A 24,627-nucleotide genomic window follows, 5' to 3' on the forward strand; every position below is an offset into this window, starting at 1 on the left:
TCTCAACCACTGACCGTGCCGCCGGCCGGGGCCGCGCGGAGCCCTGGCTGCACAGGGGCTGGGCCCGTGGCGGCGCGGCGGATCGGGGTGCAGAGACCACCCGCCGCGACCAGTAGGCACCCCGCCCCCGCCACGAGGGTGACCACCTGGACGCCGTACCGGCCGGCGGCCCAGGTCATCGCGGCCGCGCCGATCGGCCCGAGGGCGTAGTGCGTGCTCCAGAACGCCGAGGTGACCCGGCCGAGCAGGTGGTCGGGGGTGATCTCCTGGCGCAGCGACATCGAGCAGATCCCGCCGATGCTGAGGCAGCACAGATACACCGCGGTCAGCGCGGTGACCGCCGGTACGGTCGCCGCGAGGCCGACGCCCGCCACCGCGAAGCCGCAGATCGTGTGCGCGCCGATCCAGGTCGGGCCGAAGCCGCGACGACGGCGCAGCGGGGCTACCAGCAGCGCGCCGACGACCGTGCCCAGCGCCGCCAGGCCGAGCACGATGCCGACGGTGCCCTCGGAGCCGCCGAGGTCGTGTGTGACGTGGTAGATCAGCACGTCGGTGAAGCCGTAGGTCAGGAAGATGAAGACCGACAACAGGACGGTCAGGGCGCGGAGCACGGGCTGTCGCCACAGAAACCGCGCACCGGCGAGAAACTCGACCAGCGGTCTCTCCCGGGTTGCCGGTGCGGCGTCGTCGGCCCGCACGGGTCGTAGTCGGATCAGCCACAGACCGGTCGCGGAGAGCGCGAAGCTCGCCGCGTTGACGGCGATGGCGATCGCCGGGCCGAAGCGAGCCGACACCACGCCGGCGAGCAGCGGCCCGAGGACGGCCGTCGCCGCGTACGTCGCCTGCAGCCGGCCGTTGGCCTCGGTGATCCGGTCGGAGTCGACGAGGTTGCGGACCGCGGTCACCGCGGCGACCTGGAACACCATGCCGGCCGCCTCGCAGATCGGTAGCACGACGAAGAGCAGCCAGACCTCCGGGCCGACGAGCCAGATCAGTGGCACCAGTCCATAGAGCACCAACCGGACCAGGTCCGCCACGATCATCAGGGTGCGCCGGTCGTACCGATCGACCAGCACCCCGCCGAAGATCCCGGCGGCGACGGACGCCGCACCCGCCACGGCGGTGAGCAGACCCATCTGCGCCACCGACCCGGTCGCCTGGAGAACCAGCAGCGGCACCGCAAGGTAGGCGAACGAGTCGCCGGCGGCGGAGAGTGCCTGCGCCACCCAGTACGTGCCGAACGTGCGGTCCCGCCACAGCGGAGCCCGGCCAGCGGAGACAGTTCGGCTCATCGCGACGAGAGTAGTGGCGCTGCCGTCAGCCGGTCTTGGTGAGGTCGGTCGTGGCCGCGAGTTCCGTCACCACGTCCAGGAACCGGTGCAGGGTGGGTGAGGTGTTGTCCGGCAGCCACACCATCTCGGTCTGCGCGTAGGCGCCGGTCAGCGGGACGAACACCACGCCGGTGCGGCGCAGGCTGGCTGCCGAGCTGGCGAGCCGGGTGACGCCGAGCCCAGCGGCGACCAGGCCGAGAAGGCTCTGCACGCTCGCTTCCTCCTGGACGATGTTCGGCGCGAAGCCCGCTTCCCGGAACTGTTCCTCGAAGGCGTGGTGCCAGGGTTCCCAGGAACTGCGCGGCGTCGTCACCCACGGTTCGTCCGCCAGGTCGGCGAGCTCCAGTTCGGCGCGGCCGGCGAGCGGGTGGCCCTCGGGTAGCACGGCGCACACCGGTTCGGTCGCCAGGCTCCTGGATTGCAGGCCGGGAACGAGCGTGGTCCGGGTGAAGGCGGCGTCGTACTGGCCGCCGAGGACACCCTGGACCAGGGACGCGATGCTGGTGGACTCGGTGGCCAGGTGAAGATCGGGAAGCTGGTCGCGCACCGCCCGGACCACCGGGGGCAGGAGGTGGTTGGCGACGGTGGTCAGGAAGGCGAGCCGGAGGGTGCCGACCTCGCCCCGCAGGGCCCGTCCCACGACGGCGACGGCCTCGTCGGCGCGGTCCAGCACGGCCCGCGCCTCGGGCACGAACAGGGCGCCGATGTCGGTCAGGGTGGTGCCGCGGGAGTCGCGGGCGAACAGCTTCACTCCGAGGGTGCGTTCCAGCGCGGTGATCTGCTGGGACAGCGACTGCTGGGCGATCATCAGGCGGGCGGAGGCTCGCGTGAAGCTCAGCTCCTCCGCAAGGACCAGGAAGTATCGCAGTTGCCGCAGCTCAGGGGTGGCCACAAGGACAGACTGTAGCGGCACGGCGTGCCTGACCAGCCGGGAAGTGGGCAGACGGAGACGGCCGCGGGAGGATCCCGCGACCGTCTCCGGAAGTGCTCGAAACGATCAGGCCTGGCGCAGCGGAGCCAGCGCGGTGCTCCAGGCGACCACCTGGTCGAGGGTGGTGGTCAGCGCGTCCTGCTGGAACTGGTTGGGCTTGAACACGCTGAAGTTCTCGAAGTCGGTGAAGAGCGACAGCGCGACCTGCGAACGCACGTCGGCCATCTGAAGCTCGCCGGAGATCAGACGCAGGTGCTCCACGGCGCGCGCGCCGCCGACCGAGCCGTAGCTGACGAAGCCGACGGCCTTGTTGTTCCACTCGGCGTACAGGAAGTCGATCGCGTTCTTCAGGGCACCCGAGGTGGAGTGGTTGTACTCGGGGGTGACGATGATGAACCCGTCGTACGAGGCGATCGTCTCGGCCCACCGCTTCGTGTGCGGCTGGGAGTACTGGCCCATCGACGGCGGGTAAGCCTCGTCGAGGTGCGGCAACTGGTAGTCAAGCAGGTCGATCAGCTCGTAATCCGCGTCGGAACGCTGCTTGGCGATCTCGAGCACCCAGCGAGCGACGGCTTCCCCGTTGCGCCCCGGGCGGGTGCTTCCGAGGATGATTCCGATCCTGGTCATTTTGGCACCTTTCAGAAGTCCTTGCCTGGCGACGTGAACGCTAGCCGGTGCTTGATTGGTCAAGCAAATGCTCTGAGCATGGTTACGATCACACTCAGAGTAGGCAGTTGCTCAGTCAAGCAACTATGATATGAGGATGTCCGACCCCTCCGCAGAGCCGCTGCAACCCCTCACGCCCGACGAGGAAGCCCTGGTCCGCGCCCTGGGCCACGTGATGTACGTGCTGCCCCGCACGATCGACGCCGACATGGTCAACGACCGTCAGCTGCCGCTCACCGAATACAGCGCACTGATGAACCTATCGGAGGCGCCGGGTCGGCGGATGCGGATGAACGAGCTCGCCTCGGCCTGCCACCTCTCGCTCAGCGGCATGACCCGCACCATCATCCGGCTGGAGACGCAGGGTCTGGTCAAGCGGGAGCGCTGCGAGGAGGACGCCCGGGGCTGGAACGCCGTCCTCACCGACGCGGGCTTCGCCCGCCTGGAGGAGTCCTGGCCCAGCCACCTGGCCGCCGTCCGCCGGCGGTTCCTGCAGCACTTCGAGGGCTTCGACCTCGCCCAGCTGGCCCGGGCGTTCCGCGGGGCGGGAACGCCCGGGACAACCGACTGAACGACGCCCGACCGGCCCGCCCGGCCCGGAGGGTCAGCTGGGCAGCCGACCCTCCGCGACCAGCCCCCAGGCGAGGAGCCCGAACGCGGCGGTCGAGGCGACGGCGCGGACCACGTTGCCGCGTACCCAGGTGACCTCGAAGCGCGCCCGCAGCGCCGCGAGGTCGGTGACCCGGTCGACGTCGCCGACGCGGGCCAGGACGTTGTTGAGCGGTACGTTGACCACGGCGGTGACGCCGAGCACCACCACGTACAGCACCAGCGCGGCCACGATCCACGGCAGCACCGCCCGGCGCTCGGCACCGAGGTGCAGCGCCGCCGCCAGCAGCGTGAACAGCAGCGCTCCCCCGAAGCAGACGGCGAACCACCCGTTGAGGATCGACTCGTTGATCCGCTGCATGGCGAGCACCAGCGTCCGGTCGTCGGTGCGCCCCAGACCGGGCATGACCGCGTACGCGAAAGCGGCGAACAGCCCGGCGGTCAGGCCGGTGGTCAGGGTGGCGGCGAGCAGGCTGGCGGTACTCAGGAATCCCATGCTCCCCATTGCACCCGTTCGGACACGCCCGGACCAAACGCGCCAGCTGTCACCGGGCCGGGGCGTGGGCGGCCAGCGGGTTGGTGAGGGTGCCGACGAACTGGAGCGCGGCCGACGGGTCGGCCAGGTCGATCATCTGCTGGTTGTCGCGCAGCTGGAGTCGGTTGAGACAGGACAGCGTGAACTCCGGTGCGAACAGGTCGTAGTGGCGAACCCGCTCGGCCAGGTGCGGCACCCGCTCGAAGTAGTCGCTGGCGCAGGCCGCGACCGTCCGCCAGAAGTCGTCCTCGGCGAGCACACCGGCCTCGACCAGCACCGCGTTCAGGTGCCGCAGGAAGCAGTCCACCACGTCGGTGAAGATGGTCAGCAGCTTGGTGTCGTCGGGCACGTCGACCCGGATCCGCTCGACCGCGGCGGGCAGCTCGACCTCGGTGGTCATCACCGCGATCTCCTCGGCGATGTCCTTGAAGATCACCCGCTCCACGGTGTCCCGTTCGTCGAGGACCAGGATGACGTTCTCGCCGTGCGGCATGAAGGCCAGATCGTGGGCGTAGAAGCTGTGCAGCAGCGGGGTCAGGTAGGCGTCCAGGTAGCGGCGCAGCCACACCTCGGGCGCCAGCCCGGACCGGGCGATCAACGCCGCCGCCAGCGAGCCGCCGTCGCTGTCCACGTGCAGCAGCGCGGCCATCGTGGACAGTCGCCGTCCCGGCGCCAGGTCGGGCACCGGGCTCTCCCGCCACAGAGCGGCGAACATCTTCCGGTACGGGGAGGTGCGGTCGGTCGCCGCCTCGTACTGCTGATGCCGGTAACCCACCGCGGCCCGCTCCCGGATGACGGTCAGGCCGGTGCCGGTCAGCACCTCGTCGCCGGCGATCAGGTCGGCCAACCAGTCGTTGATCGCCGGGGTGGCCGCCATGTAAGCGGCCGACAGCCCACGCATGAAGCCCATGTTCAGCACCGACAGCGCGGTCTTCACGTAGTGCCGGCTCGGCTCGGAGACGTTGAAGAAGGTGCGGATGGACTGCTGGGCGAGGTACACGTCCGGGCCGGGGCCGAGGTGCACCAGCCGGCGCGCGGCCAGCTCCCCGGCGAAGGTGACCGCCAGCTTGTTCCACCACTGCCACGGGTGCGCCGGGATCAGGTGGTAGTCGGCGAGGTCCAGGCCGAGGCCGGCCATCGTGGCCGCGAACCGGGCCCGGGTCTCCGCGTCCAACTCGCCGTCGATCAGCGTGTCGTAGTCGAGGTCGGCGGCGCTGCTGAACGTCGAGTGGTCGCGGTGCGCGGCGAGCCACTCCAGCCGGATCGGTGCGGCGGCCTCCGGGGCGTAGCTGTGGTACTCGTCGACGCCGAAGCCGAGCCGGCCGTTGTTGGCCACGAAGCAGGGGTGGCCCTCGGTCATCGACGTCTCGATGGTCTGGAAGTCCGCGTCGGCCAGCTCGGCGGCGCTCGGCGCGGCCTGGGCCAGCTTGTACGCGGTACCGGCCAGCGTCGAGGTGATCTCCTCCAGATAGACCGGGAGCACCCGCGCGGAGAGCCCCAGGGCGCCACGCAGCTCGATGATGAGGTCCACCGCGTCGGGCGGTAGCGAGTTGCCGTCGCGGTGCCGGGTGATGCTGTCCGCGTCGATCTGCCAGTGCGCCAGGGCGAGCACCCGCGCCGCGAACCGGTACGTGACCGCGCCGTCGTCGCTGCGGACCTCGTACCACTGCCGGTCGTCGGGGCCCGGCACGGGCTCCGGGGTGAGCAGCCGTTCGTGGGTGAACTCGGCGAGCGCCTTGCGGACCAGCAGCCGGTTGGCCCGGGCCCAGCGCTGCGGGGTGAGATGCCCGACCGGGTCGCCGGAGGCGGCGAGCGCGGCGATCTGGGCGGGGACGGCGGTGGCGGTCACGCCGGGGCTCCTTCGATTCGGGTGGTATCAGCGCGCTCGGCGGCGGCCTGGAACTGTGCCCGGGTGCAGACGCTGAGCAGCGCCTCCTTCTCGGGCTTGGCGATCGGGCCGACGACCTCGAAGCCGACGGCGGCGTTCAACGCGTGCACGGCGGTGTTGCGCACGTCCGGCTCGACCACCACCCGCCTGATCGCCGGGTCGGCGAAGAGCCAGGCCATGACCGTGCCGAGCACGGCCCGGGTGAAGCCGTGCACCGGTGTGCCGACGGGCGCGCAGAGGAAGTGCATGCCCACGTCACCGAGCTGGTGGTCGTAGAGACCGACCAGCTCGACGTGGTCCGGGTCGTAGCGTTCGGCGAGGAACGCGGGACTCCCCCGCCACAGCCCGAGGTACGCGTCGTGGTGCGGGTGCTCGGCGATGCGCTGGTACTCCTCGGTCACCTGGGCCTCGTCGGCGTCCTGCATCAGCCAGAACGCCGCCTTCGGATGGGTCACCCAGGTGCGCACCAGCGCGGCGTCGGCGACCGGGTCGAGCGGACGCAGCGCGAACTCGCCGAGCCGATCGTCGGCGTGGGTGAAGACGATGCTCACGACGTCACCCCGAACTCCTGGAAGGTGATGCTCTTCTCGATCGGGTAGTGCTCCCGGCCGAGCAGCTCGCGGATGATCCAGGAGTTGCGGTAGGCGCCCATGCCCAGGTCCGGTGAGGTGATGCTGTGCGTGTGGGTGCCCGCGTTCTGCAGGAAGATACCCCGCCCGCTGTGGTCGATGCTGTAGTTGCGGGCCACGTCGAAGCGGCCGTGCGCGTCCCAGCGGATCCGCTCGTGCACCGGCGCGAGGAACTCCGGCACCCGGTAGCGGTAGCCGGTGGCGAAGACGAGGCCCTCGGTACGCAGGGCGTAGTCCCGCTCCTGCTCGACCTGACGCAACCTGAGCGTGTACTCCCCGTCCTGGTAGCCGGCGCCGACCAGCTCGGTGTTGGTGAGCAGGCGGGTGTTCACCGGTTTGTCGACGCTGTGCGCGTACAGCAGGTCGAAGATGTCGTTGATCAGGTCGGCGTTGATCCCCTTGAACAGGCCCTTCTGATCGGACTCCAGCCGGTAGCGGGTCGCCTCGGGCAGCGCGTGGAAGTAGTCCACGTAGTCCGGTGAGGTCATCTCCAGCGTCAGCTTGGTGTATTCGAGCGGGAAGAACCGCGGCGAACGCGTCACCCAGTTGAGCTGGTAGCCGTACCGGTCGATGTCGCCGAGCAGGTCGTGGTAGATCTCGGCGGCGCTCTGCCCGCTGCCCACCACGGTGATGCTGCGCTTGGTGCGCAGTGTCGTCCGGTGCTCCAGGTAGCGGGAGTTGTGCACAGCGTCGCCCGGCAGGTCGGCGACAGCGTCGGGCAGGTGTGGCGGGGTGCCGGTGCCGAGCACCAGGTGCCGGGCCCGATACTCGACGGTCTCCCCCGTGCCCGTGCTGGCCCGCACCACGTACCGCTCGTCGGTGGCGTCGTACTCCACGGTGGTGACGGTCTGACCGAAGCGCAGGTTCGGCAGCTTCGCCGCCGCCCACCGGCAGTACGCGTCGTACTCGCTGCGCAGCGGGTAGAAGCTCTCCCGGATGTAGAACGGGTAGAGCCTGCCGATCTCCTTGAGGTAGTTGAGGAAGGAGTACGGCGACGTCGGATCGGCGAGGCTGACCAGGTCGGCGATGAACGGGGTCTGCAACCGGGCTGATTCCAGCAACATGCCGGGGTGCCAGGCGAGGCTCGGCCGGGCCTCCAGGAACACCCCGTCCAGCTCGTCGATCGGCGCGGTGAGGCAGGCCAGACCCAGGTTGTACGGGCCGAGCCCGACGGCGATGAAGTCGTGGGTGGACATCGAGGTCTCCATGGTCATCGGCGTCAGCCGACGGGGCAGGTCAGGTCGGCGGCGACGTGGTCGTGCACGTACCGGCCGGCGTGGCTGGCGATCAGGTCGAGCACCTGGCCGACGTCGTCGACGGTGGTGGCCGGGTTGAGCAGGGTGAACTTGAGGAAGTGCCGGCCGTCGACGCGGGTCCCGGCGACCACGGCGAGGCCGGACGCCGCGAGGGCCTCCCGGGCGTGCAGGTTGGCGGCGTCGGCCAGCTCCCGGCCCGGGCCGGTGGGCAGGTAGCGGAAGACCACCGTGCTCAGCTCGGAGCGGGTCACCACCTCGAAGCGCGGGTCCTCGCTGACCAACTGCCAGGCGTCGGCGGCCCGGTCGACCACCTCGTCGAAGAGCGAGCCGAGCGCGTCCGGACCCATCACCCGCAGGGTCAGCCAGAGCTTCAGAGCGTCGAAGCGGCGGGTGGTCTGCAGGCTCTTGTCGACCTGGTTGGGGATGCGCTGCTCCACCATCCTGGCCGGGTTGAGGTAGTCGGCGTGGTAGGTGGCGTGCCGCAGCGCCCGCCGGTCGCGGACCAGCAGCGCGCTGGAGCTGACCGGCTGGAAGAACGACTTGTGGAAGTCGACGGTCACCGAGTTGGCCCGCTCGATGCCGTCGAGCAGGTGCCGCCGCGTCGGCGAGACGAGCAGACCGCAGCCGTACGCGGCGTCGACGTGCAGCCAGACGTCGGCCGCCGCGCAGATCCCGGCCAGGTCGATGAGCGGGTCGATGGAGCCGAAGTCGGTGGTGCCGGCGGTGCCGACGACGGCCATCACCACCAGTCCGGCCTGCCGGCACCGTGCGATCTCCTCGCGGACGGCGGCCGGCCGGATCCGCCGGCGGGCGTCGGTGGGCACCGCGATCACCGCGTCCGGGGCGAGGCCGAGCAGCTTCGCCGACTTCTGCACGCTGAAGTGACCGGCCGCGGAGGTGAGGACGCGCAGCCGGGGCAGCAGCTCGGCGCGCGCGGCCGGGCCGATCGCCTCGGCGCACGCCTCCTCCCGGGCCAGCAGCAGCGCCTGGAGGTTGGACTGGCTGCCACCGCTGGTGAAGACGCCGTCCGCGGCGGGACCGAGGCCGATCCGCTCGGCGGTCCAGTCGATCAGCCGCCGTTCGATGAGGGTGGCCCCGGCGCTCTGGTCCCAGGTGTCCAGTGACGAGTTCACGGCGGTGAGCACCGCCTCGCCGAGCAGCGCCGGGATCGCCACCGGGCAGTTGAGGTGGGCGAGGTAGCGGGGGTGGTGGAACCAGACGGCGTCGCGCAGGTAGACGTCCTCCAGCTCGTCCAGCGCGGCACGGGCGTCGCCCAGCGGCCGGTCCAGGTCCACCCGGTCTACCAGGGGGGACAGCTCGGCCGGGGTGATCCCGGTGCCGGGACGATCCACGGTGGCCACCCGGCGGGCAACCCGGTCGACGCCGTCGGCGATCGTCTGCCGGTATTGCTCGACCGAGCCGTCATGCAGCAGGTGGGCCCGCGCAGCGGATGGCGCCAGGGGCGCCACGGTGGTCTCGACGGGGTACGTCGGCACAGTCATGGTGTCAGCTGACCTTCTTCGCGGCGCGGATGGCGGTGGCGAGGTTCTCCAGCAACGGTGCGGAGCCGGCGTACGAGAAGCGGGGCACCGCGTCCCACGCGGTCACCTGGTTGGCCTTGACCGCCGGCAGCTGCTGCCAGGTCGGCTTGGCGGTGAGGTCCTTGGGCTGCAGGGCGGTGCTGCGGTTGTCCAGCAGGATCAGGTCGGCCGGGAACTTGCCGGTGCTCTCCCAGCTCAGCGCCTCGAAGTAGTCGCCGGCTTCGAGCTTGGTGGGGACCACGATGTCGACGCCCAGCTCCGCGAAGTACATCAGGTCGGTGCTGACCTTCGGGTTGGAGACGTAGAAGAGGTCGGGGCTGCCGGAGCAGGCCATCACCTTGATCCCGGGGTTGGCCTTGACGGCCTGCCGGACCGCTTCGGAGGCGGCGTCGAAGCGCGCCTTCCCGTCGGTGACCTTCTTCGCGGACAGGTCCGCGCCGAGCGACTCGGCCAGCGCGGCGTACCGCTCGATGGGCTTGGTCATCGGCACGCGGGCGGTGGTGATCGCCACGCTGGGCGCGAGCGGAAGGATCTTGTCCTTGCTCTCGTCCGGCACGTACCAGAGGGCGTCCGGGTCGTACATGTGGGTTACCAGCAACTCGGGGCGCAGCGCCGCGTACTTCTCCAGGCTGAACTCGCCCCACACGTTGCCGAGGATCTCGACGGCCTCGATGTTCAGGTCGCCGGCCTGCGGGTCGGCCGTTCCGTCGGCACGTTTGGTTTCCCCGAAGACGCCGACGAGTTGCTTGTCGAGACCGAAATCGATCAGGGCTGCCGCGACTCCGGTGAAGGCCACCACGCGGGCCGGACGGGTCGCCGCCTCGACCTTCTTGGCGCGGTCGTCGGTAAACGACCAGGGGCCACTTCCGGTGCCGGCAACGGGTTTCGCGGTGTCGTCCTTGCCGCAGCCGGCGAGCAGGGCGGCCAGCGTGGCGGCGCCACCGGCGGCCAGGAGGCCACGGCGGGAGAGACGGCGGGCGGACAGGGCATCGGGCATGGTGTTGTCTTTCGATCAGGGTTGGTCGGGTTCGACCGGGGCAGCGGGGTTAGGTTAGCCTAACCTCGGTTATTGTCAACAGCGGTTCGCCGCGTCGCCACCACCCCGGAGCCCACACTGGACGCCACACCCACCGTCACCAGGCCGGCACCATCGGTGCCAGCCAGGGACACGCCCGTACCCCCGGCGCGGCGCGGCCGTCACGCGGCCCGCGCCGCCGGCCTGGTCGCCGCCGTGGCGCTGCTCGGCGTGATCGTGGTGCTCAGCATCGCGGTCGGAGCGAAGGCCATGCCGCTCGCCGACGTCTGGTCCGGGCTGCTGCAACGCGACGCCACGGAGTACGCCGTGGTGCACCGGATGCGCCTGCCGCGTACCCTGCTCGGGCTGCTTGCCGGAGCCGCGCTCGGCGTGGCCGGCGCGGTCATGCAGGCCCTCACCCGCAACCCCCTCGCTGACCCCGGGCTGCTCGGTATCAACGCCGGCGCGTCCGCGGCCGTCGCCACCGCCGCCGCCTTCCTGGGCGTCACCGCCGTCGGCGGATACGTCTGGTTCGCGATGCTCGGCGCGGCGGTGGTGACCGCGCTCGTCTACGCCGTCGGCGGCGGACGGGGCGCCACCCCGGCCCGCCTCGCGCTCGCCGGTGCGGCGCTCAACGCCACCCTCTACTCGTACGTCAGCGCGGTGATGCTGCTGGACACGGCCTCGCTGGAGCGGCTGCGGTTCTGGACGGTCGGCTCGCTGGCCAGCGCGGACTCCGCGACCGTGACGCGGGTGCTGCCGTTCATCCTGGTCGGCCTGCTGGTGGCGCTCGCCGCCGCCCGCCCGCTGAACGCGCTCGCCCTCGGCGACGACGCGGCCAGGGCGCTCGGCGCCCGACCCGCGCTGATCCGCGCCGCCGTGATCGTCGCGGTCACGCTGCTCTGCGGTGCGGCGACAGCGGCGTGCGGCCCGATCGTCTTCGTCGGGCTGCTCGTGCCGCACCTGGTACGCGCACTGACCGGCCCGGACCTGCGCTGGCTGCTGCCGTACTGCGCGGTGCTCGCGCCGGTGCTGCTGCTCGGCGCCGACGTGCTGGGCCGGGTGCTGGGCCGCCCCGGGGAGCTTCAGGTCGGCATGGTGACCGCCGTGCTGGGCGGCCCGCTCTTCCTGTGGCTGGTCGCTCGTGGACGGGTGGCTCATCCGTGACCGTTCTCCGTACCCCCGGCGGGCTGTCGCTGCGGTTCCGCCCCCGCGCGCTGGCCGTCGGCGTCGGTGCCGCGCTGCTCGCCGCCGGGCTCAGCCTGGTCGCTCTCGGCAGTGGTGACTACCCGATGGGCCCGGCCGACGTGCTGCGCACGCTGAGCGGCGGCGGCACCCCGGCGGAGCAGTTCATCGTGCACGAGCTACGACTGCCCCGGCTGGTCACCGCCCTACTGGTCGGTGCCGCGCTGTCTCTCGCCGGCGCGGTGTTCCAGTCGCTGGTCCGCAATCCGCTGGGCAGCCCGGACATCCTCGGCTTCACCCAGGGCGCGTCGACCGGCGCGTTGGTGGTGGTCGTCCTCGGCGGCAGCAGCCTGGCGCTGGCCGGCGCCGCCGTCGCCGGTGGGCTCGGCACCGGAGTGGTGATCTACGCGCTCGCCTGGCGACGCGGAGTGCACGGCTACCGGCTCATCCTGGTCGGCATCGGCGTCGCCGCGATCCTCACCGGCGTCAACGGCTACCTGCTGACCCGGGCGCCGCTGATGGACGCCGCCCGCGCGGTGCTCTGGCTCACCGGCAGCCTGGACGGGCGGGGCTGGGCCAACGCCGGGCCGCTGCTCGCCGTTCTGGCCGTGCTGGCACCCGTGGTGCTCGTCGGCTGCGCCCCGGCGCTGCGGATGATGGAGTTGGGCGACGACACGGCCAGCGCCCTCGGCGTGCCGGTACGGCAGCTACGCCTGGTGCTGCTCGCCGCGGCGGTGCTGCTGGTCTCGTTCGCGGCGGCCGCCGCCGGGCCGGTGTCCTTCGTGGCGCTCGTCGCACCACACGTGGCGAAACGGCTGACCCGGGCGCCGGGCCCGAACCTGCTGCCGTCGATGGCCGTCGGCGCGGCGCTGCTGGTCGGCGCCGACCTGCTGGCCCAACGCGCCTTTCCCGGGCACCAACTTCCGGTCGGTGTGGTGACCGGAGTGATCGGCGGCGGCTACCTCGTCTGGCTGCTGGCCTTGGAACGCCGGGCGGGCCGGCTGTGAACACTCGCGACGCCCTCGAAGGAGCACCTGTGCACCCCCGCGAATCCCGGCTCGGCGGCACCGCGCTGACCCTCGCCTACGACCAGCGGACCATCGCCGAGGACCTCACCGTGGCGGTGCCCGACAACTCGTTCACGGTGATCATCGGCCCGAACGCCTGCGGCAAGTCGACGCTGCTGCGCGCGCTGTCCCGGATGCTGCGCCCGAGCGCCGGCGCGGTGCTGCTGGACGGGCGGGACATCCACGATCTGCCGGCCCGGAAGGTGGCCCGAACGCTCGGCCTGCTGCCGCAGTCGTCGATCGCGCCGGACGGCATCAGCGTCGCCGAGCTGGTCGCCCGGGGCCGCTACCCCCACCAGGGGCTGCTGCGGCAGTGGTCGCGCGAGGACGAACGGGTCGTCGAGGAGTCGATGGCCGCGACCGGCGTCGACGACCTCGCCGATCGGCCGGTGGACGAGCTGTCCGGCGGGCAGCGGCAACGGGTCTGGATCGCCATGGCGCTGGCCCAGCAGACCCCCCTGCTGCTGCTCGACGAGCCGACCACGTACCTCGACATCGCCCACCAGATCGAAATCCTGGACCTCTGCGCCCGGTTGCACGAGGAGCAGGGGCGCACCCTGGTCGCCGTGCTGCACGACCTGAACCACGCGGCCCGCTACGCCACGCACCTCATCGCCATGCGCGACGGACGCGTGGTGGCCGCCGGAGAGCCGGCGGCGGTGGTCACCGCCGATCTGGTGGCCGAGGTGTTCGGGCTGCCCTGCCGGGTCATCGACGACCCGGAGACCGGCACCCCGCTGGTCGTCCCCGCCGCCCGACGCCGGAACACCGCCACCGTCCGGGAGTCGGCGTGAGCGGGCGAACCACCAGGCAGAGCGGCGGGCGGCGTTTCCGCGACCCGTGGGGCGTGCCGCACCTGCGTGCCGACGACCCGCTCGCGCTGGCGGCGGAGCAGGGCCGGGTGACCGCGTACGACCGGGCCTGGCAGATCGAGGTGGAACGGCACCGCGCACAGGGCACCAGCGCGGCGTTCCTCGGCGTCGACGCGCTGGGCTGGGACCGGTTCGTCCGGCAGGTCCGGCTCGACGACACCGCACGCCGCTGCCACGCGGCGCTCGACGAGGCGACCACCGAGTGGGTGGACGCCTACGTGGCCGGAGTCAACGCCGGTCTCGCCGCCGGGGCGGCCCGAGCGCCGGAGTTCGCCGCCACCGGGCTGTCCCCGGGCCGCTGGGAGCCGTGGACACCGCTGGCGGTCTGGCTGGGCCACCACATCCTGTTCGCGGGGTTCCCGAGCAAGCTCTGGCGCGAGCACGTGGCGCAGCGGCTCGGCCCGGACGCGGTCGAGGCGTTCGCCACCGACGGGCCGGCCGTCGCCGGCAGCAACGGGTGGCTGCTCGCCGCCGAGCGCACCGGCACCGGAGCCGCGCTGCTCGCCGGCGACCCGCACCGGTTCATCGAGGATCCCGGCGTCTACCAGCAGATCCGACTGGCCTGCCCGGAGTACGACGTGGTCGGGCTGGCGGTGCCGGGCGTGCCGGGCATCGCGCACTTCGGGCACACCGGCGCGGTGGCCTGGGCGATCACCAACGCAATGGCCGACTACCAGGACCTGTACGCCGAGCGGCTGCGCCGGCACGGCAACCAGGTGCAGGCTCTCGGCCCGGACGGTTGGCGGTCCGTGCACTCCCACGTCGAGACGATCGAGGTGGCCGGGGCCGACCCGGTCGACGTCGAGGTGGTGGAGACCGACCGGGGTCCGGTGATCGTGGGCGCGCCGGACGACGAGACGGCCATCAGCCTGCGCTACCCGCCGCGGGTGCGCGCCGAGCTCGGCTTCGCGACGCTGCCGGAGCTGCTCCGCGCCCGCACGGTGTCCGATGTGGACCACGCACTGCGGCACTGGGTGGAGCCGGTCAACGTGGTGCAGGCGGCGGACACCGCCGGTGGGCTGCTGCACCGGGTCGCCGGGGCGGTGCCGCTGCGACATCCGGACAACGGCCGACGGGTGGTTCCCGCCTGGGAGGCCGCGCACACCTGGCAGGGCTGGTACGCGCCGCTGCCCCGGGCCGAGGTGGTCGGCCGGGCGGTGATGGCCAACGAGCGAGGGCTGGCCACACCGCTCGGGGTCGAGTTCGCCCCGCCGCACCGGGCACACCGCATCGCCGAACTGCTCGACGCCGGTGCTGCCTGGACGGCCGACGAGATGGCGACGGTGCACACCGACACCTACCTCGGCTCGGCCGGAGCACTGTTGGCGGTGCTGGCCGAGTCGACCGGGCTCGGCCCGGCCGCCACCGCGCTGCGCGAACGGCTGCTGCGCTGGGATCGGCGGATGGCCGCCGACAGCACCGACGCGGCGGACTTCGCCACTCTGCGGGCCGCTGTCGTACGCCGGATCGCCGCCCACCCGGCGCTGGCCGCGCTGGCCGAGCCGCCCGCGTACCCGGAGGTGTTCGCGCCCTGGCTGGCGCTGACGCCGCGCGTCGGTTACGCGCTGGAGCACCTGCTCGGCGCGACCCCGCTGCCCGGCGTGGACGTGGCCGCGCTGGTCCGCCCGGCGGCCGACGAGGTCGCCGACGCATCCACCGGGCAGGTGCGCTGGGGTGACCTGCACCGGCTGCTGCCGTGGCGGGCGCTGCCCGACCCGGACGGCGGGCCCGGGCCCCGACTCGACGGTGACCACGACTGCGTGTTGGCCACCTCCAGCGTGCCCGGGGTCACCCACTGGTGCTTCCGCGGGCCGGCGGCGCGTTTCGTCTGGGACCTGGCCCAACGCTGGGACAGCCGCTGGGTGGTGCCGCTGGGCAGCTGTGGAGTGCCCGGTGACCCGCACCACGACGACCAGAGCCCCGCCTGGCTGGCCGGCGAACTGCTGCCGGTGATCACGGACTGGGATCAGCTGACGGAGGAGCCAGATGAGCGCTGACACCACGACGCCTGACCAGCACCACTACCGGCGTGACGTCACCGGGTTCGGGGTGGTCACCATCCGCCCCGTGCGCCCGAACGAGGACGTCGACCTGCTGCACGGGTGGGTCACCCAGGATCGGGCCCGCTTCTGGGGCATGCGGGAGGCGAGCCGCGAACGGGTGCACGAGATCTACGCGTACCTGGACTCGTCGACCACCCATCACGCGTACCTGGTGCACCGGGACGGCGTGCCGGCCGCGCTGGCCCAGACCTACCAGCCCGAGGCCGACCCGGTCGGCGAGTGCTACGACGTACGCCCCGGCGACGTCGGCGTCCACCTGCTCATCGGACCGTCGACGGGGGTCGAGCGCGGGTTCACCGGTGCGCTGTTCGGCGCGATCCTCGACTTCGTCCTCGCCGATCCGGGCCGGCTGCGGGTCGTCATGGAGCCCGACGCCCGCAACGACCGGGCCATCAGGCGGTTGCTGCGCACCGGGTTCCGGCTCGGGCCACTGATCGACCTTCCGGACAAAGGCGCCCGCCTCCTCTTCCTCGACCGACCAGGGACCACCACCGGCTGACGTCAGGCACGAAACCGGCCGCCGGCCGGGATGCGCGAAGCACCCCGACCGGCGGCCGGCCACTGTGGCGTCAGCGCAGGCCGAACGCCCGGGTGATGCTCTGGCTCACGGTGTTGCCGGCGGTGTCCCGCGCGGTGGTGCGCAGGCTCACGAAGCCGGCCTTCGCCGGTGCGGACAACGAGGTACGCCAGCCGTCACCGTGCCGGGTCAGACGCTGCTTCCGCCAGGTCGCCCCGTCGTCGTAGGACACCTCGACGGTCACACCGCCGACCGTGCCCGAGATCTCGGGCAGGTGCGAGGCGACCACGGTCAGCGGTGCCCGCCGCGACGCCTTGCCGTCGGAGTCGATGGCCACCTGGTAGTCCAGCTGGATCATCGGTAGCACCTCCGACGACTCCTCCCCGGTGGCCGCCGAGCTGAAGCCCCACTCGGTGCGGGTCTGCCGGGAGTACGGGTTGGTCCAGGCGGCCCGGTCGTTCTCCACCACCAACCGGTACGGCAGTCGCTGCTCGGCCAGGCCGGAGACCTGGAGGTACTCGGCGTTACCCCAGTTCAGCTCCTTGTCACCCTGGTAGAGGGTGGTCCGGTTGACCATGTCGAAGTTGGCGCGCGCCTCACCGATGTGGCCACCCCCGTCACCCCAGCCCGGCGCGGGCAGGTAGACGGTGTCCAGGTAGCGGACCGGCGTGTAACTCTGGCCGCCCATCCGGGGCCGCTGGATCGGGCCGAACCACTCGACGGTGCTCCGCTTGCCGGCCGGGTACCGGACCACGTCTTGCAGGTGCTGGCCGGTCTCGCCGACGATGTACGCGTCGTCGATCCACCGCTGATCGGCGCTCACCCAGTCGGTACGCCGGCCCTGTGCCGGGACGGTCTCCTGGTTGCTCGACGCCATGCCCTGCCAGATGTCGGTGCGGAACTCCAGCGCCTTGCCCTGCCGGTAGTTGCGGAACTCGACGTCGACCCGGGCCAACTCCCGCGCGGAGGGCCGGTAGGTGGGGTCGGCCGGCACGGTGCCGGTCCAGTGGTGCGCGACGTCGTACAGGTAGGTGGTCTCCGGATGCGACTCGACGGTCAGCCGCACCGTGCCGCGCTCCAACGCCGCGACGAGTTGGTCGCCCTCGTCGGCGGTGAGCGTCGCCACGGTCACCGGGGCCGGGCTCTCCGGGCTCCACGGCGACTCGTCCCAGGGGTCAAGCCGGCCCACGCCGTCGTTGACCACCAGCAGCAACTTCGCCCCGGCCGCCGCGGCGGCCTGCGCCTGGGTGGCGATGTCCACGGTGTCGCTGCGCCGGACCACCACCGCCCGGTCCCGGACCGGACGCTTGGCCATGCTGGCCGCCGACGCGTCGGCGACGTAGACCGCGTCCAACTGGCGACGACCGGCCGGCAGCGCGGGGGTCGCCCGCTTCACCAGCAGATCGTCGTACAAGCGGCCGCCGGCGGAGACCGTCAACGCCGGCTGCTCGAGCCGCCACCGGGCACCGAACTCGAACTCGCCGTCGGTGACCTTCCGGCTCGTCGGCAACGCCCACATGCTGTCGTACGAGTCGTTGGGCAGCACCTGGCTCTCGGTGAAGCCGTTCGCGGTGGACCGGTGGATGTCCATCCGCAGCGAAGTGGCGGTGGCCTCCTGCGGCACCTTGGCCTGCACCTGTCGGGCGGCCCGCGCGTCGAGCGTGACGGTGCGGTCGCGGTCCAGGTTGACGTCGGTGAAGCTGAGCATCGCCATCCCCTTGGAACGCGGCCCGTTCACACCCCGCACGTCGGCGGAGATCCAACCGTTCCAGCTCGCCACCGGCAGGCGCAGCGTGGCGGTGCCGCTCTCGGGCAGGTCGACGGCGGTGAACAGGCCGTCGGTGGTGAGGATGACCTTGCCGACGAGCGGCTTGCCGTCCCGGTCCTTGGCGATCAGCGTGAGGTTCTGCCGCTGACCCTCCTTGCCGGCGCCGATCAGGGTACGGCCGCGGACCGTACCGGCGTCGTCCGTGGCGATGATCATTCCGCTGACCTGCTTCTCCACCGGCAGCTTGTCGTACTTCGCGGTCAGCGTCACCGTGGCGGTGCCGCCGGCGGGCACGGTGACCGTGTCGGCGGAGAGGGCGAAGAGCCCAGCCGGCGCGGTTGCCGCGTCGAGGGCCAGCTTCAGCGTGACCGGCGCGCTGCCGATGTTGGTGTAGGTGACCGTGCGGTCGACGGTCATCGCCGGCTGCTGCGGCCAGGCCTGGAAGCCGGAGTAGGCGCTCGGGGTGGCGAAGACGGTGGCGTGCACGGCGGCGACCGCGTCCACCCGACCGGCACCCGCCTGGTACGGGGTGTAGTCGGGGGAGGCCTTGACCGTGCTGACCAGCGCCTCCTTGATCCGCTGACCGGTCCAGTCCGGGTGCGCGGCGGCGACCAGCGCGGCCGTGCCGGCCACGTGCGGGGTGGCCATGGACGTGCCGCTCATCAGCGTGTAGTCCCCGGAGCCGCCGCGGACCAGGTGGGAGCGGGCGGCCAGGATGTCCACGCCGGGCGCGGTGATCTCGGGCTTGAGCCCGCCGTCGCCGGCACGCGGGCCCTGGCTGGAGAAGTCGGCGAGGTGGTCGGTGGAGTCGACCGCGCCAACGGTGAGCGCGGAGTTGGCGGCTCCCGGGCTGCCGATGGTGGCCGGGCCGCTGTTGCCGGCGGCGATCACGAAGAGCGCGCCGGTCTCGGCGCTGAGCCGGTCGACCGCCTGGCTCATCGGGTCGCTGCCGTCGGTGGTCTCACCGCCCAGGCTCATGCTGACGACGCGGGCCTTCTGCTCCCGGGCCGCCCACTCCATGCCGGCGATGATCCACGAGTCCTGCCCGCTGCCCTCGCTGTTGAGGACCTTGCCGATGTGCAGCCGGGCGCCGGGGGCGACGCCCCGCTCGACACCGCCGGACGCGGCGCCGGTCCCGGCGATCGTCGAGGCGACGTGCGTGCCGTGTCCCTTGTAGTCGAGGATGTCGGGCTCCGCGGGCACGAAACTGCTGGACTCGGCGATCTGCCCGGCGAGGTCCGGGTGCTCGGCGTCGGCACCGGAGTCGAGCACCGCGACGTCGACACCGGCGGCGGTGTTGCCCTCGGCCCACAGCTTCGGCGCGCCGATCTGCGCGGTGGACTCGGACAGGTCGGCGTGCACCCGACCGTCCAACCAGATCTTCGCGATGCCGTTGGCCAGGGTCGGGGCGTCACCCGTACGACGGGCTGCCGAGCCGGCGGTGAGCGCGGTCCAGAACCGGTCGGCGGTGGCACGCGGTCGGGTCAGCGCAGCACCCTGCACGCTGTCCAACGGCCGGACCAGCTCGGCGCCGTCCACGGCAGGGCGGGTGCGGTTGCGGGCCGCCGCGTCGGTCATGGTGACGATCAGCGGCAGCTTGTCGGTGTGGGCGTCGTCGTAGCCGTCGGCGATCAGCTCGGTGACGTTGAAGAGCTGCCGGTCCAGCACGCCGCTGGTGACGTACGGCAAGGCGGCGTCCGGGTACACGTACGTGTCGCCGTGCAGCACGGTGCGGTGGAAGGTCGGCGTGCTGCCGTCCGGTCGGCGCACGGTCGACACGGTGCTGCCGTCCGCCGCGGTGGTGACCGTGACCGTGTCACCGGTGATCAGGGTGACGGTGGACGCGCGTCCGGCGGCGGCCGGGGGAAGGCCTACCGGGCGGTCGGGGGTGTTCGGCGGGGCGGCGGACGCCCCCGCGGCGGGTGGGGTGAACCCGGCCGCCAGGGTGAGGGCGGTGCCGAGGGCGATCAGCCCGGATCGGCGACGCCGGTGAGACAGAGCCAAGATGACCTCTTTGTGTCGAGAAGTGGTACGCAGCACAGCATCGATGCAACGCACACCCCCACGACCCACCCACCCGCGACGCAAGAACGACATGGCACAAACCCGCCACCGCCGACTCAGGTCGCGGGCTTGGTCAGCTCGGCTAGGCGGTCCAGCTGGTTGGGGTCGGACAGGGCTGAGCCGACCGCCACCACCCGTACGCCGGCCTGCAGGAACGCGGCGGCGTTGCCTGCGTCCAAGCCACCGGTCGCGACGAAGCGCAACTGCGGCAGCGGGCCGGCTACGGCCTTGAACCAGGCCGGCCCGAGGGAGATCGCGGGGAACGCCTTGAGCCAGGTGAGGCCGTGCCGCAGCGCCTGCTGTGCCTCGGTCGGGGTGGCCACACCGGGCAGGTGCGGCAGGCCACGCGCGGCGGCCGCGTCGGCGACCGCGAGGTCCAGGCCGGGCGCGACGGTGAACGCGGCGCCCGCGTCGGCGGCCGCGACGACCTGTGCGACGTCGAGCACCGTGCCCGCGCCGACGATCCGGCCGCGCTCGGCGCCCGCCTCGACGGCGGCACGCAGCGACGGCACGGCATCGGCGGTGGCCACCGGCACCTCCACCACGTCGATGCCGAGGTCCCAGGCGCGCTCGGCGAGCCGAACGGTCTCGGCGACCGGCAGGCCGCGCAGGATCGCCATCACGCGGGCGCCGCCGAAGATGTGGTCGAAGTCCGCTGTGGTCATGGTGCACTCCATCCGAGGTCGCGGTGAATCTGATGCCTGGTGGTCCGGTCGGATCCCGACGGCACGGGTCAGGTCGTCACCCGCGCGCCGGTCAGATCGAGCGACGACCAGTCGTCGGCAGTGGCGGCGAGCAGCCTCTCGAACCAGGCCCACGGCGGCACCGGGGCGTTGTCGCCGCTGCTGGTCAACGCCTGCGCCGCGACCAGGTGACCGAGGCGCAACCGTCGAACGGGGTCGAGGCCGCGCAACAGACCGGCCAGGTAACCGGCCGCGAACGCGTCTCCGGCGCCGACCGGCTCCACCACGGTCACCCGGGGCGCCGGGACGAAGACCGGCTCGGCGTCTCGGCACAGCACGGTGGCGCCCACCGCGCCGTCCTTGACCACCACCGTCTCCGGTCCGGGCAACAGCCGGCGTACGGCCATCGGGTCGGCGCTGCCCCACAGCGTCTCGGCCTCGTCCTGGCCGACGAAGACCAGGTCGCAGCGGTCGGCGAGGTCACGCAGCACCGGCGCGGCCTGCTCGGCGGGCCACAGCCGGGCCCGGTGGTTGACGTCGAAGCTGACAAGCGCCCCCACCAGCGGCCGATCGGTCACCGCGTGCTCGACCAGCGCCCGGCAGGAGGCGGAGAGCGCCGGGGTGATCCCGGACAGGTGCAGCACACGGGCACCGGCCAGCCCCGGGGCGGCCAGCGTGTCAACGTCCATTCGGGAGGCCGCCGACCCCGCCCGGTAGTAGTGCACGGCGGTCCCCTCCGGGCCCGGGTCCTTGACGTACATGCCGGTGGGGGCGGCCGGGTCCACGCTGACCTGGTCGACGCGGACGCCCGCGGCGGCGACATGCCGGACGACGGCCCGGCCGAAGGGGTCGTCGCCGACCCGGCTCACCCAGGCCGCCCGGTGCCCCAGCCGGGCCAGGTAGCCGGCCACGTTGGACTCCGCGCCGCCGACCGAGACAGCTACCCGTTCGGCGTGCTCCAGCGGTTCACCCGGTGCGGGGCAGAGCACCACCATCGTCTCCCCCACCGCAGCCACCTCGATCGGTGGCGAATCCGCCGGGACGGTCGGCCGGTCAGGTCGAGGGTCGGTCGGCATCGGGGCACACGTCCTCGCGGCGGGGGTCCTGGGCGCCGCCGAGCCTAGGTGCCCCGCGCGAGACGAGCAACCCGTTGCGCGGTGGGCCCCCCGAGGCTCAGGGCAACGTCAGACCGTACGCGGCCAGCACCTCCCCGATCGGCTGGTAGTAGGTGGTGCCGCCGGCGGTGCAGTTGCCGGTGCCGCCGGAGAGGATGCCGAGGATGGTGCCGGTGGAGGCCACGTAGAGCGGTCCGCCGCTGTCCCCCGGCTCGGCGCAGATGTTGGTGCGGATCAGGCCGTAGATCACGCCGGTGGAGTAGTTGACGGTCTGGTTGAGACCGGTGACGGTGCCGCAGCGCACCCCGGTGGTGCTACCGCTGCGGCACACCGCCTGACCGATGTACGCGTTGCCGGCGCCGTAGATGGTCAGCAGGCCGGGGTAGGTGTAGACCGCGCTGGGGTGGGCGATCCGACCGGTGTAGCGGATCAGCCCGTAGTCGTTGGTGGGGAAGCTGGTGGCGGTGCGGGTGCCGAGCACGGTGGTCTGGGCGCTGTCGGTGTACCAGGTGCTGGCGGTCGTGGTGCAGTGCCCGGCGGTGATCACGTAGTAGGTGCTGCCGCTGCGCACGTTCGCACCGAGCGAGCAGCGACCGCCGCCGCCGTAGATGCCCTGCCCACCGGCGATCAGGGTGCGCAGTGTTCCGGGCTCTCGGCGCAGCAGCGCGCCGGCCCGGTCGGCCACCGCCCGCAGTGCGGTCAGTTCGCTGGGGGCCACCGTGTCGTCGACGGTGAGGGTCATCCGGTTGGTCGCCGGGTCGATACCCCAGGCGGTGCCCGCGGTGCGTACGCCGGCCAGCACGGCCGCCGGGTCGGCGGCGGGCGCGGCGGCCCGGTCGGGGACGGCGGCCTGCGCCGCGCCGGGCGCGACGAGCAGTAGGACGCCAAGGACGAGGGCGACGAGCGGGGAGCGACGCATCCGAACCTCCGCAGAGATCGAGATCGATATATGTGCCAGCATCGCCCGGTCTCTGACGCCGTGGCAACCTCGGGCCGCCCTCTTCCCCGGTACGCGGGAATCGCCGATCCGGGGACGGGCAGCGCTGGCGGCGCCGATAATCCTCGGGAGACACGGCGGGAGGCCGGGCATGACCACCGGACGCACCGCGGCACTGGTACGCCGGCCGGACGGGTCGACCCGGGCCACGCTGCTGGAGTTGCTCTTCGACGTGGTCTTCGTGGCCGCGCTCGCCCAGACCTCGAAACTGCTCGCCGACCAGGAGTCCTGGGCCCACAGCGCGACGGTGTTGCTGATGCTGACGGCGATCTGGTGGACGTGGTCGGTCACCTCGACCACTACCGAGTTCTACGACCCGCAGCAGCGCCCGATCCAGGCCATCCTGATGGTCGCCATGATCGGGTCGGTCGGGATGGCGGCCTCGCTACCGATGCTCACCAGCGGACAGGCCCGGACCTTCGCGCTCGCCTATGTCGGCACGCACGTGGTACGCGGCGTCGTCCTGCTCAGCACCCTGTACCAGCAGCGGCAGCGGTTGGCCCTGGCGCGAGCCGCCCGGTTCCTGTTCTGGTTCCTGGTGTCCGGCGTTCTCTGGATCATCGGCGCGCTGGCGGGCCCGGCGCGCTGGTGGATCTGGACCAGCGCGATAGCGATCGACCTGATCTCCGCGGCCGCACGCTACCCCACGCCCTGGCTGGGCCGGGTGCCGATCGAACAGTACGAGCGGACCACCGCACACCTGGGCGAGCGCTACCAGCAGTTCGTCATCCTGGCCCTCGGCGACATCATCCTGGTGCCCACCCTGGAGATCAGCCGGAGCGAGTTCGACATACTCCGGATCGCCGCCCTGCTCTGCGGGTTCGCCATCATGCTGCTGCTCTGGCAGATCTACGTCTTCCGGGCCGGCGGTCTGCTCGAGGCGAAGGGGGACCGGCCGGCCCGCGTAGCCCCGTACACCCATCTGGTGATGCTGGTCGGCGTGACCGCCACGGCGGCCGCCTTCGACCTGGTCGTCGAACGGCCGACCGGAACGACGCCGGTGCGGTGGCTGATGCTGATCATCGGTGGGCCGGCGCTGTTCGTGCTCGGCCGCGCCCTGTTCACCGCGCTGCTCTCCACCTCCGTGCCGTGGCGGCGAACGGCGTGGCAGCTGCTGCCCCTGGCGGTGCTGCCGTGGGCCGGCGGCTGGCCACCGGTGCTGGTCAGCGCCATCGTGGCGCTCGGGCTGGCCGGTCACGCGCTGGTCCCCGGCGGCCGCCGGGAGACGTTGCCGGGGCTGACCCTGCGGCGTCCCGGCGACTGACCGCGACGGTCAGCCGAAGTGTCGACCGGCCCACTCGGCGAGGTCGCGGGCACAGGCGTCCACCGACTCCCGCCAGGTCCGGGCCGCACCCTCCCCCGCCTCGTCGCTGACCTGCTTGACCAGCCGGCACGGCACACCGGCCTGCGCGGCGGCCCACGCCACCGCGTACCCCTCCATGTCGACCAGGTCGGCACGCTGCGCCAACCGGTCCCGCGCCGCGTCGTCGGCCACGAACGTGTCGCCGGTGGCCAGCACCGCGCCCTGGGTGGCCAGCGACAGCGGCGCTCCGTAGGTCTCGCCGGTGAGGCTACGCAGCAGGTCGGTGTCCAGGTCATGCTGGAGCACGGTGGCGATCTCGTGGATGCCGGCCCACCCGGGGCGCAACGCGCCGGCCGTACCCAGGTTGAGCAGCAGGGCGGGGCGCGGCCCGGCGGCCAGCACCGCGGCCACCGCGCTGGCGGCGTTCACCTTGCCCATGCCGGTGAGCAGCACCGGCAGCTCGGGAGGCAGATAGCTGGCCTCCTCGCCCACGGCGAGCACCACCAGCGGACGATCGGCCCGGACCGTACCCCGAAGATTCACCGGAGCATCGTACGAGCCGGCCCGGCGGCGACGTCCGGCCGGTTCGGCG

General features: G+C 72.3%; 21 protein-coding genes. 7 read left to right on the forward strand and 14 right to left on the reverse strand.

What is annotated here, in order from left to right; all coding sequences use genetic code 11:
* Positions 1-2: 2 nt before the first annotated feature.
* The 3 genes from HNR20_RS00640 to HNR20_RS00650 all read right to left on the reverse strand — a co-directional run bounded on the left by HNR20_RS00640 (position 3) and on the right by HNR20_RS00650 (position 2,889).
* Positions 3-1,292, reverse strand: coding sequence for an MFS transporter (locus HNR20_RS00640; RefSeq protein ID WP_184175400.1), 1,290 nt, complete (start codon positions 1,290-1,292; stop codon positions 3-5).
* Between the two features lie 25 nt (positions 1,293-1,317).
* Complete coding sequence (locus HNR20_RS00645; protein WP_184175402.1) at positions 1,318-2,223, reverse strand: LysR family transcriptional regulator; 906 nt, start codon at positions 2,221-2,223, stop codon at positions 1,318-1,320.
* Between the two features lie 105 nt (positions 2,224-2,328).
* Positions 2,329-2,889 (reverse strand): NADPH-dependent FMN reductase, encoded by a 561-nt coding sequence (locus HNR20_RS00650; RefSeq protein WP_184175404.1) that lies wholly within the window; start codon positions 2,887-2,889, stop codon positions 2,329-2,331.
* 136 nt (positions 2,890-3,025) lie between these two features.
* On the opposite strand from HNR20_RS00650, the gene HNR20_RS00655 reads away from it, so the two are divergent.
* Entirely contained in the window at positions 3,026-3,499 is a 474-nt protein-coding gene (locus tag HNR20_RS00655; RefSeq protein ID WP_184175406.1) for a MarR family winged helix-turn-helix transcriptional regulator, read from the forward strand.
* A 33-nt stretch (positions 3,500-3,532) separates the two neighbouring features.
* Here HNR20_RS00655 and HNR20_RS00660 read toward each other — a convergent pair whose 3' ends face one another.
* From HNR20_RS00660 to HNR20_RS00685, 6 genes are read right to left on the reverse strand one after another with little or no spacing between them, the layout of a single operon-like run.
* Positions 3,533-4,033, reverse strand: coding sequence for an anthrone oxygenase family protein (locus HNR20_RS00660; RefSeq protein ID WP_308425485.1), 501 nt, complete (start codon positions 4,031-4,033; stop codon positions 3,533-3,535).
* Positions 4,034-4,082: 49 nt separating this feature from the next.
* Positions 4,083-5,921 (reverse strand): IucA/IucC family protein, encoded by a 1,839-nt coding sequence (locus HNR20_RS00665; RefSeq protein WP_308425484.1) that lies wholly within the window; start codon positions 5,919-5,921, stop codon positions 4,083-4,085.
* Positions 5,918-6,511, reverse strand: a complete 594-nt coding sequence (locus HNR20_RS00670; protein WP_184175410.1) for a GNAT family N-acetyltransferase — start codon at positions 6,509-6,511, stop codon at positions 5,918-5,920. Before HNR20_RS00670 ends, HNR20_RS00665 begins: the two co-directional genes overlap by 4 nt.
* Entirely contained in the window at positions 6,508-7,785 is a 1,278-nt protein-coding gene (locus HNR20_RS00675; protein ID WP_184187776.1) for a lysine N(6)-hydroxylase/L-ornithine N(5)-oxygenase family protein, read from the reverse strand. The genes HNR20_RS00670 and HNR20_RS00675 overlap by 4 nt, the downstream gene beginning before the upstream one ends.
* A 23-nt stretch (positions 7,786-7,808) precedes the next feature.
* Entirely contained in the window at positions 7,809-9,347 is a 1,539-nt protein-coding gene (locus tag HNR20_RS00680) for a pyridoxal phosphate-dependent decarboxylase family protein (RefSeq protein ID WP_184175412.1), read from the reverse strand.
* A gap of 4 nt (positions 9,348-9,351) precedes the next feature.
* Positions 9,352-10,383, reverse strand: coding sequence for an ABC transporter substrate-binding protein (locus tag HNR20_RS00685; RefSeq protein ID WP_184175415.1), 1,032 nt, complete (start codon positions 10,381-10,383; stop codon positions 9,352-9,354).
* A gap of 72 nt (positions 10,384-10,455) precedes the next feature.
* Between HNR20_RS00685 and HNR20_RS00690 the strand changes: the two genes are divergently transcribed.
* The 5 genes from HNR20_RS00690 (at position 10,456) to HNR20_RS00710 (ending at position 16,087) form a co-directional block, all read left to right on the forward strand.
* Positions 10,456-11,568, forward strand: a complete 1,113-nt coding sequence (locus HNR20_RS00690; RefSeq protein ID WP_221309652.1) for a FecCD family ABC transporter permease — start codon at positions 10,456-10,458, stop codon at positions 11,566-11,568.
* Positions 11,565-12,593, forward strand: a complete 1,029-nt coding sequence (locus tag HNR20_RS00695; protein ID WP_184175419.1) for a FecCD family ABC transporter permease — start codon at positions 11,565-11,567, stop codon at positions 12,591-12,593. The genes HNR20_RS00690 and HNR20_RS00695 overlap by 4 nt, the downstream gene beginning before the upstream one ends.
* 65 nt (positions 12,594-12,658) lie before the next feature.
* Positions 12,659-13,447: an ABC transporter ATP-binding protein gene (locus tag HNR20_RS00700; RefSeq protein WP_221310016.1), complete on the forward strand. Its 789-nt coding sequence runs from the start codon at positions 12,659-12,661 to the stop codon at positions 13,445-13,447.
* Positions 13,444-15,522, forward strand: a complete 2,079-nt coding sequence (locus tag HNR20_RS00705; RefSeq protein WP_184175422.1) for a penicillin acylase family protein — start codon at positions 13,444-13,446, stop codon at positions 15,520-15,522. The genes HNR20_RS00700 and HNR20_RS00705 overlap by 4 nt, the downstream gene beginning before the upstream one ends.
* Positions 15,512-16,087 carry a GNAT family N-acetyltransferase gene (locus HNR20_RS00710; protein WP_184175425.1) on the forward strand — a complete coding sequence of 192 codons (576 nt, stop codon included), beginning with the start codon at positions 15,512-15,514 and terminating at the stop codon, positions 16,085-16,087. The genes HNR20_RS00705 and HNR20_RS00710 overlap by 11 nt, the downstream gene beginning before the upstream one ends.
* Before the next feature lie 70 nt (positions 16,088-16,157).
* Here HNR20_RS00710 and HNR20_RS00715 read toward each other — a convergent pair whose 3' ends face one another.
* From HNR20_RS00715 to HNR20_RS00730, 4 genes are all read right to left on the reverse strand, one after another.
* Complete coding sequence (locus tag HNR20_RS00715; RefSeq protein ID WP_184175427.1) at positions 16,158-19,877, reverse strand: S8 family serine peptidase; 3,720 nt, start codon at positions 19,875-19,877, stop codon at positions 16,158-16,160.
* Positions 19,878-19,993: 116 nt separating this feature from the next.
* Positions 19,994-20,602 (reverse strand): bifunctional 4-hydroxy-2-oxoglutarate aldolase/2-dehydro-3-deoxy-phosphogluconate aldolase, encoded by a 609-nt coding sequence (locus HNR20_RS00720; protein WP_184175429.1) that lies wholly within the window; start codon positions 20,600-20,602, stop codon positions 19,994-19,996.
* A 68-nt stretch (positions 20,603-20,670) separates the two neighbouring features.
* Positions 20,671-21,627 (reverse strand): sugar kinase, encoded by a 957-nt coding sequence (locus tag HNR20_RS00725; RefSeq protein WP_229687401.1) that lies wholly within the window; start codon positions 21,625-21,627, stop codon positions 20,671-20,673.
* A gap of 166 nt (positions 21,628-21,793) precedes the next feature.
* Positions 21,794-22,654, reverse strand: coding sequence for a S1 family peptidase (locus HNR20_RS00730; RefSeq protein WP_184175433.1), 861 nt, complete (start codon positions 22,652-22,654; stop codon positions 21,794-21,796).
* Between the two features lie 169 nt (positions 22,655-22,823).
* Between HNR20_RS00730 and HNR20_RS00735 the strand changes: the two genes are divergently transcribed.
* Positions 22,824-23,996 carry a low temperature requirement protein A gene (locus HNR20_RS00735; RefSeq protein WP_184175435.1) on the forward strand — a complete coding sequence of 391 codons (1,173 nt, stop codon included), beginning with the start codon at positions 22,824-22,826 and terminating at the stop codon, positions 23,994-23,996.
* A gap of 9 nt (positions 23,997-24,005) precedes the next feature.
* Here the strand turns inward: HNR20_RS00735 and HNR20_RS00740 are convergent, their stop codons facing one another.
* Complete coding sequence (locus HNR20_RS00740) at positions 24,006-24,578, reverse strand: nucleosidase (protein ID WP_184175437.1); 573 nt, start codon at positions 24,576-24,578, stop codon at positions 24,006-24,008.
* Positions 24,579-24,627: the final 49 nt, after the last annotated feature.

Origin of the sequence: Micromonospora parathelypteridis (genome assembly GCF_014201145.1) — a bacterium.
Classification (GTDB): domain Bacteria; phylum Actinomycetota; class Actinomycetes; order Mycobacteriales; family Micromonosporaceae; genus Micromonospora; species Micromonospora parathelypteridis.

Bases quoted from the DNA above. Each gene is read 5' to 3' on its own strand.
- HNR20_RS00675 (WP_184187776.1), bottom strand. From the start codon at position 7,785: ATGTCCACCCACGACTTCATCGCCGTCGGGCTCGGCCCGTACAACCTG.
- HNR20_RS00650 (WP_184175404.1), bottom strand. From the start codon at position 2,889: ATGACCAGGATCGGAATCATCCTCGGAAGCACCCGCCCGGGGCGCAAC.
- HNR20_RS00735 (WP_184175435.1), top strand. From the start codon at position 22,824: ATGACCACCGGACGCACCGCGGCACTGGTACGCCGGCCGGACGGGTCG.
- HNR20_RS00655 (WP_184175406.1), top strand. From the start codon at position 3,026: ATGTCCGACCCCTCCGCAGAGCCGCTGCAACCCCTCACGCCCGACGAG.
- HNR20_RS00720 (WP_184175429.1), bottom strand. From the start codon at position 20,602: ATGACCACAGCGGACTTCGACCACATCTTCGGCGGCGCCCGCGTGATG.
- HNR20_RS00710 (WP_184175425.1), top strand. From the start codon at position 15,512: ATGAGCGCTGACACCACGACGCCTGACCAGCACCACTACCGGCGTGAC.
- HNR20_RS00730 (WP_184175433.1), bottom strand. From the start codon at position 22,654: ATGCGTCGCTCCCCGCTCGTCGCCCTCGTCCTTGGCGTCCTACTGCTC.
- HNR20_RS00685 (WP_184175415.1), bottom strand. From the start codon at position 10,383: ATGCCCGATGCCCTGTCCGCCCGCCGTCTCTCCCGCCGTGGCCTCCTG.
- HNR20_RS00660 (WP_308425485.1), bottom strand. From the start codon at position 4,033: ATGGGATTCCTGAGTACCGCCAGCCTGCTCGCCGCCACCCTGACCACC.
- HNR20_RS00680 (WP_184175412.1), bottom strand. From the start codon at position 9,347: ATGACTGTGCCGACGTACCCCGTCGAGACCACCGTGGCGCCCCTGGCG.
- HNR20_RS00640 (WP_184175400.1), bottom strand. From the start codon at position 1,292: ATGAGCCGAACTGTCTCCGCTGGCCGGGCTCCGCTGTGGCGGGACCGC.